We start from the raw sequence: 13,283 nt of genomic DNA on the forward strand, positions 1-13,283 counted from the left end.
ATGGGCAAGGCAAAAGCCGAACGCCGGCTGAAGGACAACGAGGCGCAAGCAGTCGCCCGCACGCTCCGCGTCAGCCCACAGAAGCTCAACCTCGTTGCTGCGGCTATCCGCGGCAAGAAGGTTGAACGTGCACTCGCTGAGCTGGAATTCTCCCGCAAGCGTATTGCAGGTGCTGTCAAGAAGACGCTTGAATCTGCAATCGCCAACGCCGAGAACAACCATGATCTCGACGTTGACTCGCTGGTGGTGGCGGAAGCCTACGTCGGCAAGTCGATCGTCATGAAGCGTTTCCACGCTCGTGGCCGTGGCCGTGCATCTCGCGTCGAGAAGCCGTTTGCTCACCTCACGATCGTTGTCCGCGAAGTGCAGGCACAAGAGGAGGCCGCATAATGGGTCAGAAAATCAATCCAATCGGTTTCCGTCTTGGCATCAACCGTACCTGGGATAGCCGCTGGTTTGCGGACAATGCCGAGTACGGTCAGCTGCTGCACGAAGACCTGAAGATGCGCAAGTTCGTGATGAGCGAACTGAAGCAGGCCGGTATTTCCAAGGTGGTAATCGAGCGTCCGCACAAGAAGTGCCGCGTCACGATCCACTCGGCTCGTCCGGGCCTGATCATCGGCAAGAAGGGCGCAGACATCGACAAGCTTCGCAAGAAGCTGTCGGACATGACGAATTCCGAGACGCACCTCAACATCGTTGAAGTTCGCAAACCGGAAGTCGACGCTGTTCTGGTTGCCCAGTCGATCGCTCAGCAGCTCGAGCGTCGTGTTGCTTTCCGTCGCGCCATGAAGCGCGCCGTTCAGTCTGCGATGCGTCTTGGCGCCGAAGGCATCAAGATCACCTGCGCAGGCCGTCTCGGCGGTGCTGAAATTGCTCGTACGGAGTGGTATCGCGAAGGTCGCGTTCCGCTGCACACGCTGCGCGCTGACATCGACTATGGCACAGCTGAAGCGGAAACCGCTTTCGGTATTTGCGGCATCAAGGTTTGGATCTTCAAGGGCGAAATCCTTGAGCACGATCCGATGGCCTCCGAGCGCCGCGCACTCGAGGGTGATGCTCAGGGTCCGGCTAGCCGTGATCGCGATCGTCGCCGCGACAACGCTTAATAGCGTTGGTGGCAGATAAGTTCGGAGAATAAGAAAATGTTGCAGCCAAAGCGTACCAAGTACCGCAAGCAATTTAAGGGCCGCATCAAGGGCGTCGCCAAGGGTGGTTCAGACCTCGCATTCGGCGAATTCGGCCTTAAGGCTCAAGAGCCGAACCGCGTCAATGCACGCGAGATCGAAGCGGCTCGCCGCGCGATCACGCGCTACATGAAGCGCGCCGGCCGTGTATGGATCCGCGTGTTCCCGGATGTTCCGGTAACCGCAAAGCCGACCGAAGTCCGTATGGGTAAGGGTAAGGGTTCCGTTGAATATTGGGCATGCAAGGTCAAGCCAGGCCGCATGATGTTCGAGATCGACGGTGTCAGCGAAGAGATCGCTCGCGAAGCTCTTCGTCTTGGCTCTGCCAAGCTCTCGGTCAAGACGCGCTTCGTACAGCGCATTGCAGAGTAAGGAGCAAGGCACATGAAAGCCGATGAAGTTCGCGGCCTGACGGCCGATCAGCTCAAGGACAAGCTTGCCGACCTGAAGAAGGAGCAGTTCAACCTGCGCTTCCAGAAGGCCACCGGTCAGCTCGAAAAGTCCTCCCGCGTCAACGAAGTCCGTAAAGACATCGCCCGCGTGAAAACCATTGCCCGCCAGAAGGCGGCAGAAGCAAAGGCCTAAGAATATGCCGAAGCGCATCCTGCAGGGCGTCGTCGTTGGCGACAAGAACGAAAAGACTGTAGTCGTTCGCGTTGAGCGTCGTTTCGCTCACCCGCTGCTCCAGAAGACCGTTCGTCGTTCCAAGAAGTACAAGGCCCACGACGAGAACAACCAGTACAAAATCGGCGACGCCGTTTCCATCGAGGAATGCGCACCGATCTCCAAGGACAAGCGCTGGACGGTCGTTTCCGCCCAGAGCAAGTAAGATTTTTGCGCGAGGCCTTGCGTCTCGCGGAAATATCTGTATGAAGCAGCGTCAGAACGCTCGTTCTTCGAGCGTTCTTTTGCTTTGAGCGCACGGAAGGTCCCGTTGGGAAACCACCCTGGCACGATCGATCCCGCGCTATTCAAGCTATTGCCGTGTTTTCGCCTGCTGTCTTGGCAAGCGGCCGGCTGACAATTTTCATATGCCGGGGTAGGGGGCGCAAGCCCAACCATTCCGGTAAACCAAGAAGGCGACCTGATATGATTCAGATGCAAACAAACCTCGACGTGGCGGATAATTCCGGCGCACGTCGTGTCATGTGCATCAAGGTGCTGGGCGGCTCAAAGCGCAAGTATGCCTCGATTGGCGACATTATTGTCGTATCGATCAAGGAAGCTATCCCGCGCGGCCGCGTGAAGAAGGGTGACGTGATGAAGGCGGTCGTCGTTCGTACCGCCAAGGAAATCCGTCGCGTTGATGGCAGTGTCATCCGCTTCGACACCAATGCAGCAGTCCTCATCGACAACAAGAAAGAGCCGATCGGCACTCGTATCTTCGGACCGGTTCCGCGCGAACTTCGCGCCAAGAACCACATGAAGATCATCTCGCTCGCTCCAGAAGTACTGTAAGGAGCGCGAACGATGCAAAAGATTCGTAAGGGCGACACGGTCGTCATGCTCGCAGGCAAGGACAAGGGCCGCACTGGCGAAGTCCTCCAGGTTCTGCCTAAGGAAGATCGCGCCGTAGTTCGTGGCGTCAACGTCGTAAAGCGCCACCAGCGCCAGACGCAGACCCAGGAAGCCGGCATCATCAGCAAGGAAGCCTCGGTTCACTTGTCCAACGTCTCGATCGTCGACAAGGACGGCAAGCCGACCCGCGTCGGTTTCAAGGTTGTTGATGGCAAGAAGGTCCGTGTGGCCAAGCGTTCTGGAGATGTGATCGATGGCTGACGCAAAATACGAGCCGCGGCTCAAGAAAGAATATGTCGAGCGCATTCGTGCCGCGATGCAGGAGAAGTTCTCCTTCGCCAACGAGATGCAGATCCCCAAGCTCGACAAGATCGTGATCAACATGGGTGTTGGTGAAGCAACGGCTGATTCGAAGAAGCCATCAGTTGCTGCAGCTGACCTGGCCGCTATCGCTGGTCAGAAGCCGGTCATCACCCGTGCACGCAACTCTATTGCGGGCTTCAAGCTTCGCGAAGATATGCCGATCGGCGCAAAGGTTACCCTGCGCGGCGCTCGCATGTACGAGTTCCTGGACCGCCTGATCAACATCGCGCTTCCGCGCGTTCGCGACTTCCGCGGCCTGAACCCGAAAAGCTTTGACGGCCGTGGCAACTTCGCCATGGGCATCAAGGAGCACATTGTGTTCCCAGAAATCAACTACGATAAGGTTGATCAGATGTGGGGCATGGACATCATCGTTTGCACGACGGCCACCAAGGACGACGAAGCGCGGGCTCTCTTGACAGAGTTCAACTTCCCGTTCCGTCAGTAACCGTAACGACGAGCGTAGAAAAGGAACCACACATGGCGAAGACAAGCGCAGTTGAAAAGAACAAGCGCCGCCGTATTACGGTCGCAAACCATGCCGCTAAGCGGGCTGAGTTGAAAGCGATCATCATGAACCAGGCTCTTCCGATCGAAGAGCGGTTCAAGGCCTCGATCAAGCTGGCATCCCTGCCGCGCGATGGATCGAAGACCCGTATTCGCAACCGTTGTGAAGTATCGGGCCGTCCGCGCGCATACTACCGCAAACTGCGCATGTCGCGTATCGCGCTGCGTGAACTCGGCAATCTCGGCAAGGTGCCGGGTATTGTCAAGTCGAGCTGGTAAGGAGCAGGTTAGATGACAATGACTGATCCGTTGGGCGATATGCTCACTCGCATCCGCAACGGCGCTTCTCGCCGCAAGTCGTCGGTTTCGACGCCTGCTTCGAAGCTCCGTGCACGCGTACTCGATGTTCTTCAGGCTGAAGGCTACATCCGTGGCTACTCCCTTGTCGATTTTGGCAATGGCAAGTCTGAAATCAGCATCGAGCTGAAGTACTATGAAGGCGCATCGGTGATCCGTGAGATCGGCCGTGTGTCCAAGCCGGGCCGCCGGGTTTATGTCTCGGTCAAGTCCATTCCGCAGGTCGCGAACGGTCTCGGCATCACCATCCTTTCGACTCCGAAGGGTGTGATGGCAGATCACCAGGCTCGCGAACAGAACGTTGGTGGTGAGGTTCTTTGCTCGGTCTTCTAAGATTGAGCATCGATCTCCATAGCGAACAGACAGGATTGAAACATGTCTCGTATCGGTAAGAAGCCCGTTCAGATACCTGCTGGGATTACGGCTACGGTCGAAGGCCAGAAGGTCACTGCAAAGGGCCCGAAGGGCGAGCTGTTCTTCGTCGCAAATGACGAAGTCGGCGTTACGCTCGAAAACAATGCGGTCGTAGTCACGCCGCTGACGCAGTCGAAGGATGCTCGTTCGAAGTGGGGCATGTCCCGCACGATGATCGAAAACATCTTCACGGGCGTCAAGGACGGCTATGAGCGCAAGCTCGAAATCAACGGCGTCGGTTACCGCGCAACGCTTCAGGGCAAGAACCTGCAGCTGGCGCTCGGTTTCAGCCACGACGTGATCTATGAGCCGCCGCAGGGCATCACGATCGCCGTTCCGAAGCCGACTGAAATTGTTGTCACTGGCATCAATAAGCAGCAGGTCGGCCAGGTTGCGGCTGAAATCCGCGAATATCGCGGTCCTGAGCCTTACAAGGGCAAGGGCGTCAAGTATGCCGGCGAACGGATCGTTCGCAAAGAAGGCAAGAAGAAGTAAGGATCACGCGAAATGGCTAGCAGGAAAGAAGCACTTGCACGTCGTGCCAACCGCGTGCGCCGTCAGCTCAAGTCGGTGGCCAATGGCCGTCCGCGCCTGTCGGTTCATCGCTCCTCGAAGAACATCTACGCTCAGGTTATCGACGATGTTGCTGGCAAGACGCTCGCGTCTGCCTCGACCCTCGATAAGGATCTGCGCGGTTCTCTGAAGACCGGTGCCGACACGGCAGCAGCAGCCCTCGTAGGCAAGCTCGTTGCTGAGCGCGCCTCCAAGGCTGGTGTCAACGAGGTCGTATTCGACCGTGGCGCCTTCATCTATCACGGCCGTATCAAGGCCCTGGCAGATGCAGCACGCGAAGGCGGCCTGACCTTCTGATTAAGATTTCCGGCCGGACCTTCCAGGTGCCGGCCGGATTTTCACCGGACCGCAAACACTCTTCCTAAGAAGAGGTCGATGCGGTCTTCGTTTTGTTTGCCGTTTGCACCCGGAAAAGAAAAAGGAAAAGGACAATGGCACAGGAAAGAAGAGGTTCTCGCGACGATCGCCAGAACCGCGAGGAACGCGATAGCGAATTCGTCGACAAGCTTGTCGCGATCAACCGCGTTGCGAAGGTTGTTAAGGGTGGCCGCCGTTTCGGTTTCGCCGCTCTCGTCGTCGTCGGTGACCAGAAGGGCCGCGTTGGCTTCGGTCACGGCAAGGCACGTGAAGTGCCGGAAGCTATCCGCAAGGCGACTGAAGCTGCCAAGCGCGAACTGATCTTCGTACCGCTGCGTGACGGCCGTACGCTGCATCACGACGTTCATGGCCGCCATGGCGCCGGCAAGGTTCTGCTTCGTTCGGCCAAGGTCGGTACCGGTATCATCGCCGGCGGTCCGATGCGCGCCGTTTTCGAAACGCTCGGCGTTCACGACGTCGTCGCCAAGTCGACCGGTTCCTCGAACCCATACAACATGGTTCGCGCGACCTTCGACGCTCTGAAGCACCAGGTGCACCCGAAGGACATCGCAGCACAGCGCGGCATCAAGTATGCAACGCTTCAGGCTCGCCGTGCCGCTTCCGGCAACGCCTCTGAAGAATAAGAGGAGTCTGACAGATGGCTAAGGCTACCAAGAAGACTGAAGCGAAGACGGTAACTGTCGAACAGATCGGCAGTCCGATTCGCCGTCCGGACTACCAGCAGCGTACGCTGATCGGTCTCGGACTGAACAAGATGCACCGTCGTCGCACGCTGGAAGATACCCCTTCCGTTCGCGGCATGATCCGTGCTGTCCAGCATCTCGTTCGCGTCGTCGACGAGAAGTAAGCCGGGAGTATTCGCTATGAAACTCAATGAAATTAAAGACAACGAAGGTTCGACCCACAGCCGCAAGCGCCTCGGCCGCGGTATTGGTTCGGGCTCGGGCAAGACTGGTGGTCGCGGTGTAAAGGGGCAGAAGTCCCGTTCCGGCGTTGCCATCAATGGCTTTGAAGGCGGTCAGATGCCAATCTACCGTCGTCTGCCGAAGCGCGGCTTCAACAACATCTTCAAGGCCGACTTCGTGGTCGTGTCGCTGGAGCGTGTTCAGGCAGCGATCGACGCTGGCAAGCTCGACGCCAAGTCGACGGTCGACGCAGCGGCTCTCAAGGCTGCCGGCGTTATCCGCCGCATCAAGGACGGCGTTCGCGTTCTCGGTGACGGCGAGCTGAAGGCAAAGGTCAAGTTCGAAGTTGCTGGCGCGTCCAAGCCGGCTGTCGAAAAGATCGAAAAGGCTGGCGGTTCCGTCACGCTTCTTTCTGCCGCAGCTGCGGAATAATATAATCTATGATAAGTCGCCCGGGGTGCTTCACACCGGGCGATTTTGCTCCCATATGTGAGCCTCACAAAAACCGGCTTGGACGCACCTGCGTCAGGGACGGTAGGACTAAAAACAAGGGTGAGGCATAGGTTGCGCCCGCAATCCGTCCGAAGCCCGCTTTTGAATAATTCAGAATGCTGATTCGGGGTCCAGTTCGCTTGGTTTGGATCCGAAATCGGCAGCGCGGAGAATCGCATGGCGTCTGCAGCGGAACAGTTGGCTTCCAACCTTAATTTCTCGACCTTCGCCAAAGCCGAGGATCTCAAGAAGCGCCTGTGGTTCACACTGGCAGCTCTCCTCGTATACCGGTTGGGTACGCATATTCCGCTCCCGGGTCTCAATCCAGAAGCCTACGCTCAGGCCTTCCGCGGTCAGTCCGGTGGCATCCTCGGGCTTTTCAACATGTTCTCGGGCGGCGCCGTACAGCGCATGGCGATCTTCGCGCTCGGCATCATGCCCTATATCTCCGCTTCGATTATCGTGCAGCTGATGACTTCGGTCGTTCCGGCGCTCGAAAACCTGAAGAAGGAAGGCGAGCAGGGTCGCAAGATCATCAACCAGTACACCCGCTATGGCACCGTGCTTCTCGGTGCCCTCCAGGCTTACGGCATTTCCGTCGGCCTTGAGAGTGGCAACGGTCTCGTGGTCGATCCGGGCATCTTCTTCCGTGTTTCCACGGTCATCACGCTGCTTGGCGGCACGATGTTCCTGATGTGGCTCGGTGAGCAGATCACCTCGCGCGGCATCGGCAACGGCATTTCGCTTATCATCTTCGCCGGTATCGCCGCTGGTCTGCCGACCGCTCTCGCCGGCACGCTGGAACTGGGCCGGACCGGTGCGCTGTCGACCACGCTGATTCTCGCGGTTATCATCGTCGCGATTGCCGTCATCGCGGTCATCGTCTTCGTTGAACGCGCCCAGCGCCGCCTTCTGATCCAGTATCCGAAGCGCCAGGTCGGCAACCGCATGTTCCAGGGCGATACGTCGCATCTGCCGCTGAAGCTCAACACCTCCGGCGTCATCCCGGCGATCTTCGCTTCCTCGCTGCTGTTGCTCCCGGCGACCATCGCAGGCTTTGCAAACACCACGGCTCTGCCGGGATGGGCAACGTCCATCGTGGCTGCACTGGGTCACGGCCAGCCGCTCTACATGCTCCTCTACGGTCTGTTGATTGCCTTCTTTGCTTTCTTCTATACGGCCATCGTCTTCAATCCGAAGGACACGGCCGACAATCTGAAGAAGCACGGTGGCTTCATTCCCGGCATTCGTCCGGGCGAGCGGACCGCGGAATACATCGACTACGTGCTGACCCGCATTACGGTCATCGGCGCGATCTACCTCGTCTTCGTGTGCATTCTGCCGGAAATTCTGGTGTCGCAAACGGGCATTCCATTGTCTCTCGGGGGCACTTCGCTATTGATCGTGGTTAGCGTAACGCTCGACACGGTGGCACAGATACAGGGTCACCTGATCGCACAGCAGTACGAGGGCCTGATCAAGAAATCGAAGTTGCGTGGAGGAAAGAGGGGGCGATGAGACTCATACTGTTAGGGCCGCCGGGCGCGGGTAAGGGGACCCAAGCCCAGCGGATCGTGGAGAAGTACGGCATTCCGCAGCTTTCCACGGGCGATATGCTTCGTGCCGCCGTTGCGGCGGGCACGGAGGTCGGCAAGCGCGCAAAGGCTGTCATGGACGCCGGCAAGCTTGTCTCCGACGAGATCGTCAATGCAATCGTCTCAGAGCGTCTCGATGCGCCGGATTGCGCCAAGGGCTTTATCCTTGACGGTTTTCCACGGACCCTGGTCCAGGCAGATGCGACCGAAGCCATGCTGAAAGGCAAGGGCATCGAACTGTCCACGGTGATTGAAATCCAGGTGGACGACAATATCCTGGCGGACCGTGTTTCGGGTCGCTATACCTGCGCCAACTGCGGCGCCGGATACCATGACACCAACGTAAAGCCGAAGGTGGAAGGGGTCTGCGACCGCTGCGGTTCCACCCACTTCAAGCGTCGTCCCGACGACAACCGGGAAACGGTCGTCACCCGTCTCGGCGCCTATTACAAGGAAACCTCGCCGCTGATCGGCTACTACTATGCCAAGGGCAAGTTGAAGTCGGTGGACGGCATGGCGGATATCGATCACGTCACCAGCGAGATCGCGACAATTCTTTCGAAGCTTTGAACCTTCGGAAAATAAAACTTGGCGGGAACGGTTGCTTTTCGGCACTGATTCCGTTAAACACCGCGCCAACTCGCGACATCTAATGCGATCGGCGCGGACTTCCTAAAACGGAATTCCGGGTTCGGTCGTTTTGACATGTACGAACTCAAATCTGAACGAGCGGCCATTCCCGGCTGCCTAACGAAAAGCCTCTTGCCGGATGGCAACTGGAACGCAAGGAGAATAGGCGTGGCACGTATCGCTGGCGTCAACATCCCGACTGCAAAGCGCGTTGTTATTGCGCTGACGTATATTCACGGGATTGGTTCGAAATTCGCACAGGAAATCGTCGAGAAGGTCGGTATTCCGGCTGATCGTCGTGTAAATCAGCTGACTGACGCTGAGGTCCTGCAGATCCGCGAAACCATCGACCGCGATTATCAGGTTGAAGGCGACCTGCGTCGTGAAACCTCGATGAACATCAAGCGTCTGATGGACCTGGGCTGCTACCGCGGCCTGCGTCATCGCCGCGGCCTTCCGGTCCGCGGTCAGCGCACGCACACCAATGCTCGTACCCGCAAGGGTCCTGCAAAGGCGATCGCTGGTAAGAAGAAGTAATTTCCGGGAAACCGGGGATGAGGGGGCTGGCGGTCTGCGCCGGCCTCTTTTGAGTTTCGGGCAGGGCCGCAAGGTCTCGTTCCGGTGTAGCCGCTGGCATTACGGCGGTGAAGAGATCCAAGAAAGGGATTTAAATGGCCAAGGAAGCCGTACGCGTTCGCCGTCGCGAACGTAAAAACATTTCGTCGGGTGTTGCCCATGTCAACTCGACGTTCAACAACACAATGATCACGATCACCGACGCACAGGGCAATGCTATTGCCTGGTCGTCTGCGGGCGCCAAGGGCTTCAAGGGCTCGCGCAAGTCGACCCCGTTCGCTGCTCAGATCGCTGCCGAAGACTGCGCCAAGAAGGCTCAGGAACATGGCATGAAGTCGCTGGAAGTCGAAGTTTGCGGTCCGGGTTCCGGTCGTGAATCCGCTCTGCGCGCGCTCCAGGCTGCTGGTTTCATGATCACGTCCATCCGCGACGTGACGCCGATCCCGCACAATGGCTGCCGCCCGCGCAAGAAGCGCCGCGTCTGATCATCGCCATTCACAACACCGGTGGGCGGTTTGTCGCTCCCGGTGCTTCTCAAGCTCGGTTGCTACGATTGGATGGTGGCAACGAACGGAAGGCAAAAATATGATTCAGAAAAACTGGCAGGAATTGATCAAGCCGAACAAGGTGGAGTTCTCTTCGAGCTCGCGCATCAAGGCGACGCTCGTAGCGGAGCCGCTGGAGCGCGGTTTCGGCCTGACCCTCGGCAACGCGCTTCGCCGCGTTCTGCTGTCCTCGCTGCGCGGTGCCGCAGTAACGGCCGTGCAGATCGATGGCGTGCTGCATGAATTCTCGTCGATTCCGGGCGTCCGCGAAGACGTGACGGACATCGTCCTCAACATCAAGGAAATCGCCATCAAGATGGATGGCGATGACGCAAAGCGAATGGTCGTGCGCAAGCAGGGCCCGGGCGTTGTTACGGCTGGCGATATCCAGACGGTCGGCGATATCGAAATCCTCAACCCCGAGCATGTCATTTGCACGCTCGACGAGGGCGCCGAAATCCGTATGGAATTCACGGTCAACAACGGCAAGGGCTACGTTCCGGCCGACCGTAATCGTGCGGAAGATGCTCCGATCGGTCTCATCCCGGTCGACAGCCTTTATTCGCCGGTCAAGAAGGTGTCCTACAAGGTTGAAAATACCCGCGAAGGACAGGTTCTCGACTACGACAAGCTGAACATGACGATCGAAACCGATGGTTCGATCTCCGGCGAAGATGCTGTCGCTTTTGCGGCTCGCATTCTCCAGGATCAGCTTGGCGTGTTCGTCAACTTCGACGAGCCGCAGAAGGAAACCGAGGAAGAAGCAGTTACCGAACTTGCTTTCAACCCGGCTCTCCTGAAGAAGGTGGACGAACTCGAACTGTCTGTTCGCTCGGCAAACTGCCTGAAGAACGACAACATCGTCTACATCGGCGACCTCATTCAGAAGACCGAAGCAGAAATGCTCCGCACGCCGAATTTTGGTCGCAAGTCGCTGAACGAAATCAAGGAAGTTCTCGCTTCCATGGGTCTGCACCTCGGCATGGAAGTGCCGGCATGGCCGCCTGAGAACATCGAAGATCTCGCAAAGCGCTACGAAGACCAATACTAACGTTCAAACGGCGGGCGAGATGCCTGCATGTGAAGGAGAATAGCAATGCGCCACGGTAAAGCCGGCCGCAAGCTGAATAGAACTGCTAGCCACCGCAAGGCAATGTTTGCCAACATGGCGGCTTCGCTCATCACCCATGAGCAGATCGTGACGACCCTGCCGAAGGCAAAGGAAATCCGTCCGATCGTTGAGAAGCTCGTGACCCTCGGCAAGCGCGGCGACCTGCACGCTCGTCGCCAGGCGATCTCGCAGATCCGCGACGCCGCTGTCGTTTCGAAGCTCTTCGACACGATCGCTTCGCGCTACGCAACCCGCAACGGCGGCTACCTGCGTATCATGAAGGCCGGCTTCCGCCAGGGCGACAACGCTGCTCTCGCCGTCATCGAATTCGTTGACCGCGACACCTACGCCAAGGGCGCAGCCGACAAGGCTCGCGTTGAAGCCGAAGCCGCTGCTGCTGAAGCTGCCTGATCCTTTCCGGTCCGCCGGAAGCAAAACAGCCGGGCTGCGAAGCCCGGCTGTTTTCGTTTGTGCATGCCTGCGATGCACAGTCATTTCTGGAGCCTAGCTAGCTCACCGTCCCTGCCGCCGCAGATGCGCTGTGTTGCCGACCGCGTCCAGTCTTCCGGCTCCGGGCGATCGGGCGCCAGGAGCGGTAGAGGATAAGCAGGATGATCAGGCCGACATAGATATATTGCTCGAGATCGAGCAGCTTCGTTGAGAGTGCGAAGTGAACGGCCCCGCAGGCCGCGATGATATAGACGAGGCGATGCAGCCAAATCCATTTCGGTCCGAGATTGCGGATCGAGTAGTTGTTGGATGTAACCGCTAGCGGCACCAGCAGCGTAAGCCCCGCCATCCCGAACATGATGAACGGTCGCTTCAGCACATCGTCGACGACGGCGGAGATATCGAACGCCTGGTCCAGCACCATGTAAACCGTGAAATGCATCAGGACATAGTAGAAACAGAGAAGCCCAAGCGCGCGACGGTAGCGCAGGTAGTTCCAACCCAGCAGATCGCGGGCAGGGCTGACCGCAAGCGTCAAGATGAGGAAGCGGATGGCCCAGAGGCCGAGAAACCGCTCGAAGGTCTTGACGGGGTCGGCGCCGAGTTGATCCGATGCGCCGAGGTAAAAGGTCCAGGCCGCCGGCAGCAGGCCAACGACGTAGAGCAGCCACACGGAGGCCGGTTGCCAACGTTTTGGCAGATGGAACGATAGGGCCGCCATCAGAAGTTCGCCTTGAGATCCATGCCGGAATAGAGGCCGGCAACCTCGTCGGCATAGCCGTTGAAGGGTAGGGTCTTGTGGCGGCTCGCGCCGAAGAAGCCGCTTTCGCCGATGCGCCGCTCGGTCGCCTGGCTCCAGCGCGGGTGATCGACGGCGGGGTTGACGTTGGCGTAGAAGCCGTACTCCTGCGGGTTCGTCACCTGCCATGTGTTCTTCGGTTCTTTGTCCGTCAGCGTGATGCGCACGATCGACTTGATGCCCTTGAAGCCGTATTTCCACGGCACGACCAGCCTGATCGGCGCACCGTTCTGATTGGGCAGCGTTTCGCCATAGAGGCCGACGGCCAGCAGCGTCAGCGGGTGGTTTGCTTCGTCCAGGCGAAGGCCCTCGACGTAGGGCCACTCGAGCGACTGGAATATGCCTTTCTGGCCCGGCATTTCTTCCGGACGCACCACGGTTTCGAAGGCGACGTACTTGGCGCTTCCGAGCGGCTCGACCTTGTTGAGCAACGCAGCAAGCGGAAACCCGTCCCAGGGGATCACCATCGACCAGGCTTCGACGCAGCGCATCCGATAGGTACGGCTCTCGATCGGGAATTCCTTCATCAGCGCTTCGATATCGAAGGTGGCCGGTTTGCCGACCATCCCATCGACCTTGATCGTCCACGGCAGCGGCTTGAAGTCGCCTGACAATGCGGCGGGGTCGCCTTTGTCTAGCCCGAATTCGTAGAAGTTGTTGTAGGTGGTGACGTCCTTAAGCGGCGTTGGTTTTTCATCGACGGCATATTTGCTCTCGACGGCGGAGAGAGCCGCGGCACTCGCCTTGCCTGCGCTGTAGAGCGCCACGGCGCCAAGGGCGGCCGCGCCCAGGAACTCTCTGCGCCGAACATAGATCTGACGGGGCGTGATCTCGGAGGAATTTATCCTGGGTGGACGGTAAACTGACATTGAGAGGTCTCCTG

Annotated in this window: 23 protein-coding genes; 21 read left to right on the forward strand and 2 right to left on the reverse strand. The window is 58.4% G+C overall.

Annotation, left to right across the window (positions count from 1 at the left end):
• From rplV to rplQ, 21 genes are all read left to right on the forward strand, one after another.
• A complete protein-coding gene (rplV, locus tag ASC97_RS04510; protein ID WP_037063285.1) occupies window positions 1-390 on the forward strand; it encodes a 50S ribosomal protein L22 in 390 nt (129 codons plus the stop codon).
• Entirely contained in the window at window positions 390-1,109 is a 720-nt protein-coding gene (rpsC, locus tag ASC97_RS04515; protein ID WP_018900270.1) for a 30S ribosomal protein S3, read from the forward strand. Before rplV ends, rpsC begins: the two co-directional genes overlap by 1 nt.
• 36 nt (window positions 1,110-1,145) lie before the next feature.
• Window positions 1,146-1,559 carry a 50S ribosomal protein L16 gene (gene rplP / locus ASC97_RS04520; protein WP_003573792.1) on the forward strand — a complete coding sequence of 138 codons (414 nt, stop codon included), beginning with the start codon at window positions 1,146-1,148 and terminating at the stop codon, window positions 1,557-1,559.
• Between the two features lie 12 nt (window positions 1,560-1,571).
• Window positions 1,572-1,772: a 50S ribosomal protein L29 gene (rpmC, locus tag ASC97_RS04525; protein ID WP_037063288.1), complete on the forward strand. Its 201-nt coding sequence runs from the start codon at window positions 1,572-1,574 to the stop codon at window positions 1,770-1,772.
• Between the two features lie 4 nt (window positions 1,773-1,776).
• Window positions 1,777-2,016, forward strand: coding sequence for a 30S ribosomal protein S17 (gene rpsQ / locus ASC97_RS04530; RefSeq protein WP_057467178.1), 240 nt, complete (start codon window positions 1,777-1,779; stop codon window positions 2,014-2,016).
• 260 nt (window positions 2,017-2,276) lie between these two features.
• On the forward strand, window positions 2,277-2,645 hold the full coding sequence (gene rplN, locus ASC97_RS04535; protein WP_037063292.1) for a 50S ribosomal protein L14: 369 nt from the start codon (window positions 2,277-2,279) through the stop codon (window positions 2,643-2,645).
• Between the two features lie 12 nt (window positions 2,646-2,657).
• Window positions 2,658-2,966, forward strand: coding sequence for a 50S ribosomal protein L24 (gene rplX / locus ASC97_RS04540; RefSeq protein ID WP_057467179.1), 309 nt, complete (start codon window positions 2,658-2,660; stop codon window positions 2,964-2,966).
• Complete coding sequence (rplE, locus tag ASC97_RS04545) at window positions 2,959-3,516, forward strand: 50S ribosomal protein L5 (protein ID WP_037063297.1); 558 nt, start codon at window positions 2,959-2,961, stop codon at window positions 3,514-3,516. Before rplX ends, rplE begins: the two co-directional genes overlap by 8 nt.
• 32 nt (window positions 3,517-3,548) lie before the next feature.
• Window positions 3,549-3,854: a 30S ribosomal protein S14 gene (rpsN, locus tag ASC97_RS04550; RefSeq protein ID WP_057467180.1), complete on the forward strand. Its 306-nt coding sequence runs from the start codon at window positions 3,549-3,551 to the stop codon at window positions 3,852-3,854.
• 12 nt (window positions 3,855-3,866) lie between these two features.
• Window positions 3,867-4,265 (forward strand): 30S ribosomal protein S8, encoded by a 399-nt coding sequence (rpsH, locus tag ASC97_RS04555; RefSeq protein WP_037063300.1) that lies wholly within the window; start codon window positions 3,867-3,869, stop codon window positions 4,263-4,265.
• 42 nt (window positions 4,266-4,307) lie between these two features.
• The gene (gene rplF, locus ASC97_RS04560) at window positions 4,308-4,841 is read left to right on the forward strand and encodes a 50S ribosomal protein L6 (protein WP_057467181.1); all 534 of its coding nucleotides are present in this window, start codon (window positions 4,308-4,310) and stop codon (window positions 4,839-4,841) included.
• Window positions 4,842-4,853: 12 nt separating this feature from the next.
• Entirely contained in the window at window positions 4,854-5,216 is a 363-nt protein-coding gene (gene rplR / locus ASC97_RS04565; protein WP_037063305.1) for a 50S ribosomal protein L18, read from the forward strand.
• Window positions 5,217-5,350: 134 nt separating this feature from the next.
• Window positions 5,351-5,920 (forward strand): 30S ribosomal protein S5, encoded by a 570-nt coding sequence (gene rpsE / locus ASC97_RS04570; RefSeq protein WP_016553561.1) that lies wholly within the window; start codon window positions 5,351-5,353, stop codon window positions 5,918-5,920.
• 14 nt (window positions 5,921-5,934) lie between these two features.
• Window positions 5,935-6,144, forward strand: a complete 210-nt coding sequence (gene rpmD / locus ASC97_RS04575) for a 50S ribosomal protein L30 (RefSeq protein ID WP_037063309.1) — start codon at window positions 5,935-5,937, stop codon at window positions 6,142-6,144.
• Window positions 6,145-6,160: 16 nt separating this feature from the next.
• Window positions 6,161-6,634 carry a 50S ribosomal protein L15 gene (rplO, locus tag ASC97_RS04580; RefSeq protein ID WP_037063311.1) on the forward strand — a complete coding sequence of 158 codons (474 nt, stop codon included), beginning with the start codon at window positions 6,161-6,163 and terminating at the stop codon, window positions 6,632-6,634.
• A 237-nt stretch (window positions 6,635-6,871) separates the two neighbouring features.
• Window positions 6,872-8,212, forward strand: a complete 1,341-nt coding sequence (secY, locus tag ASC97_RS04585; protein WP_057467182.1) for a preprotein translocase subunit SecY — start codon at window positions 6,872-6,874, stop codon at window positions 8,210-8,212.
• On the forward strand, window positions 8,209-8,859 hold the full coding sequence (locus ASC97_RS04590; protein WP_057467183.1) for an adenylate kinase: 651 nt from the start codon (window positions 8,209-8,211) through the stop codon (window positions 8,857-8,859). The genes secY and ASC97_RS04590 overlap by 4 nt, the downstream gene beginning before the upstream one ends.
• A gap of 228 nt (window positions 8,860-9,087) precedes the next feature.
• Window positions 9,088-9,456, forward strand: a complete 369-nt coding sequence (gene rpsM / locus ASC97_RS04595) for a 30S ribosomal protein S13 (RefSeq protein ID WP_037063318.1) — start codon at window positions 9,088-9,090, stop codon at window positions 9,454-9,456.
• 134 nt (window positions 9,457-9,590) lie between these two features.
• On the forward strand, window positions 9,591-9,980 hold the full coding sequence (gene rpsK, locus ASC97_RS04600) for a 30S ribosomal protein S11 (RefSeq protein WP_003547577.1): 390 nt from the start codon (window positions 9,591-9,593) through the stop codon (window positions 9,978-9,980).
• Between the two features lie 100 nt (window positions 9,981-10,080).
• On the forward strand, window positions 10,081-11,091 hold the full coding sequence (locus tag ASC97_RS04605) for a DNA-directed RNA polymerase subunit alpha (RefSeq protein ID WP_024314764.1): 1,011 nt from the start codon (window positions 10,081-10,083) through the stop codon (window positions 11,089-11,091).
• Between the two features lie 45 nt (window positions 11,092-11,136).
• The gene (rplQ, locus tag ASC97_RS04610) at window positions 11,137-11,562 is read left to right on the forward strand and encodes a 50S ribosomal protein L17 (protein WP_007531696.1); all 426 of its coding nucleotides are present in this window, start codon (window positions 11,137-11,139) and stop codon (window positions 11,560-11,562) included.
• A 97-nt stretch (window positions 11,563-11,659) separates the two neighbouring features.
• Here the strand turns inward: rplQ and msrQ are convergent, their stop codons facing one another.
• Window positions 11,660-12,322 carry a protein-methionine-sulfoxide reductase heme-binding subunit MsrQ gene (gene msrQ, locus ASC97_RS04615; RefSeq protein ID WP_057467184.1) on the reverse strand — a complete coding sequence of 221 codons (663 nt, stop codon included), beginning with the start codon at window positions 12,320-12,322 and terminating at the stop codon, window positions 11,660-11,662.
• A complete protein-coding gene (gene msrP, locus ASC97_RS04620; protein WP_057467185.1) occupies window positions 12,322-13,269 on the reverse strand; it encodes a protein-methionine-sulfoxide reductase catalytic subunit MsrP in 948 nt (315 codons plus the stop codon). Before msrP ends, msrQ begins: the two co-directional genes overlap by 1 nt.
• Between the last annotated feature and the right edge of the window lie 14 nt (window positions 13,270-13,283).

This window comes from Rhizobium sp. Root1203, assembly GCF_001424945.1.
GTDB lineage: Bacteria > Pseudomonadota > Alphaproteobacteria > Rhizobiales > Rhizobiaceae > Rhizobium.

Coding starts and splice junctions, on each gene's coding strand:
- rplO (WP_037063311.1), top strand. CDS start 6,161: ATGAAACTCAATGAAATTAAAGACAACGAAGGTTCGACCCACAGCCGC.
- rpmD (WP_037063309.1), top strand. CDS start 5,935: ATGGCTAAGGCTACCAAGAAGACTGAAGCGAAGACGGTAACTGTCGAA.
- ASC97_RS04605 (WP_024314764.1), top strand. CDS start 10,081: ATGATTCAGAAAAACTGGCAGGAATTGATCAAGCCGAACAAGGTGGAG.
- rpsH (WP_037063300.1), top strand. CDS start 3,867: ATGACAATGACTGATCCGTTGGGCGATATGCTCACTCGCATCCGCAAC.
- rplN (WP_037063292.1), top strand. CDS start 2,277: ATGATTCAGATGCAAACAAACCTCGACGTGGCGGATAATTCCGGCGCA.
- ASC97_RS04590 (WP_057467183.1), top strand. CDS start 8,209: ATGAGACTCATACTGTTAGGGCCGCCGGGCGCGGGTAAGGGGACCCAA.
- msrQ (WP_057467184.1), bottom strand. CDS start 12,322: ATGGCGGCCCTATCGTTCCATCTGCCAAAACGTTGGCAACCGGCCTCC.
- rplE (WP_037063297.1), top strand. CDS start 2,959: ATGGCTGACGCAAAATACGAGCCGCGGCTCAAGAAAGAATATGTCGAG.
- rplR (WP_037063305.1), top strand. CDS start 4,854: ATGGCTAGCAGGAAAGAAGCACTTGCACGTCGTGCCAACCGCGTGCGC.
- rpsN (WP_057467180.1), top strand. CDS start 3,549: ATGGCGAAGACAAGCGCAGTTGAAAAGAACAAGCGCCGCCGTATTACG.
- rpmC (WP_037063288.1), top strand. CDS start 1,572: ATGAAAGCCGATGAAGTTCGCGGCCTGACGGCCGATCAGCTCAAGGAC.
- rpsQ (WP_057467178.1), top strand. CDS start 1,777: ATGCCGAAGCGCATCCTGCAGGGCGTCGTCGTTGGCGACAAGAACGAA.
- rplQ (WP_007531696.1), top strand. CDS start 11,137: ATGCGCCACGGTAAAGCCGGCCGCAAGCTGAATAGAACTGCTAGCCAC.
- rplX (WP_057467179.1), top strand. CDS start 2,658: ATGCAAAAGATTCGTAAGGGCGACACGGTCGTCATGCTCGCAGGCAAG.
- rpsE (WP_016553561.1), top strand. CDS start 5,351: ATGGCACAGGAAAGAAGAGGTTCTCGCGACGATCGCCAGAACCGCGAG.
- rpsK (WP_003547577.1), top strand. CDS start 9,591: ATGGCCAAGGAAGCCGTACGCGTTCGCCGTCGCGAACGTAAAAACATT.
- rplP (WP_003573792.1), top strand. CDS start 1,146: ATGTTGCAGCCAAAGCGTACCAAGTACCGCAAGCAATTTAAGGGCCGC.
- rplF (WP_057467181.1), top strand. CDS start 4,308: ATGTCTCGTATCGGTAAGAAGCCCGTTCAGATACCTGCTGGGATTACG.
- secY (WP_057467182.1), top strand. CDS start 6,872: ATGGCGTCTGCAGCGGAACAGTTGGCTTCCAACCTTAATTTCTCGACC.
- msrP (WP_057467185.1), bottom strand. CDS start 13,269: ATGTCAGTTTACCGTCCACCCAGGATAAATTCCTCCGAGATCACGCCC.
- rplV (WP_037063285.1), top strand. CDS start 1: ATGGGCAAGGCAAAAGCCGAACGCCGGCTGAAGGACAACGAGGCGCAA.
- rpsC (WP_018900270.1), top strand. CDS start 390: ATGGGTCAGAAAATCAATCCAATCGGTTTCCGTCTTGGCATCAACCGT.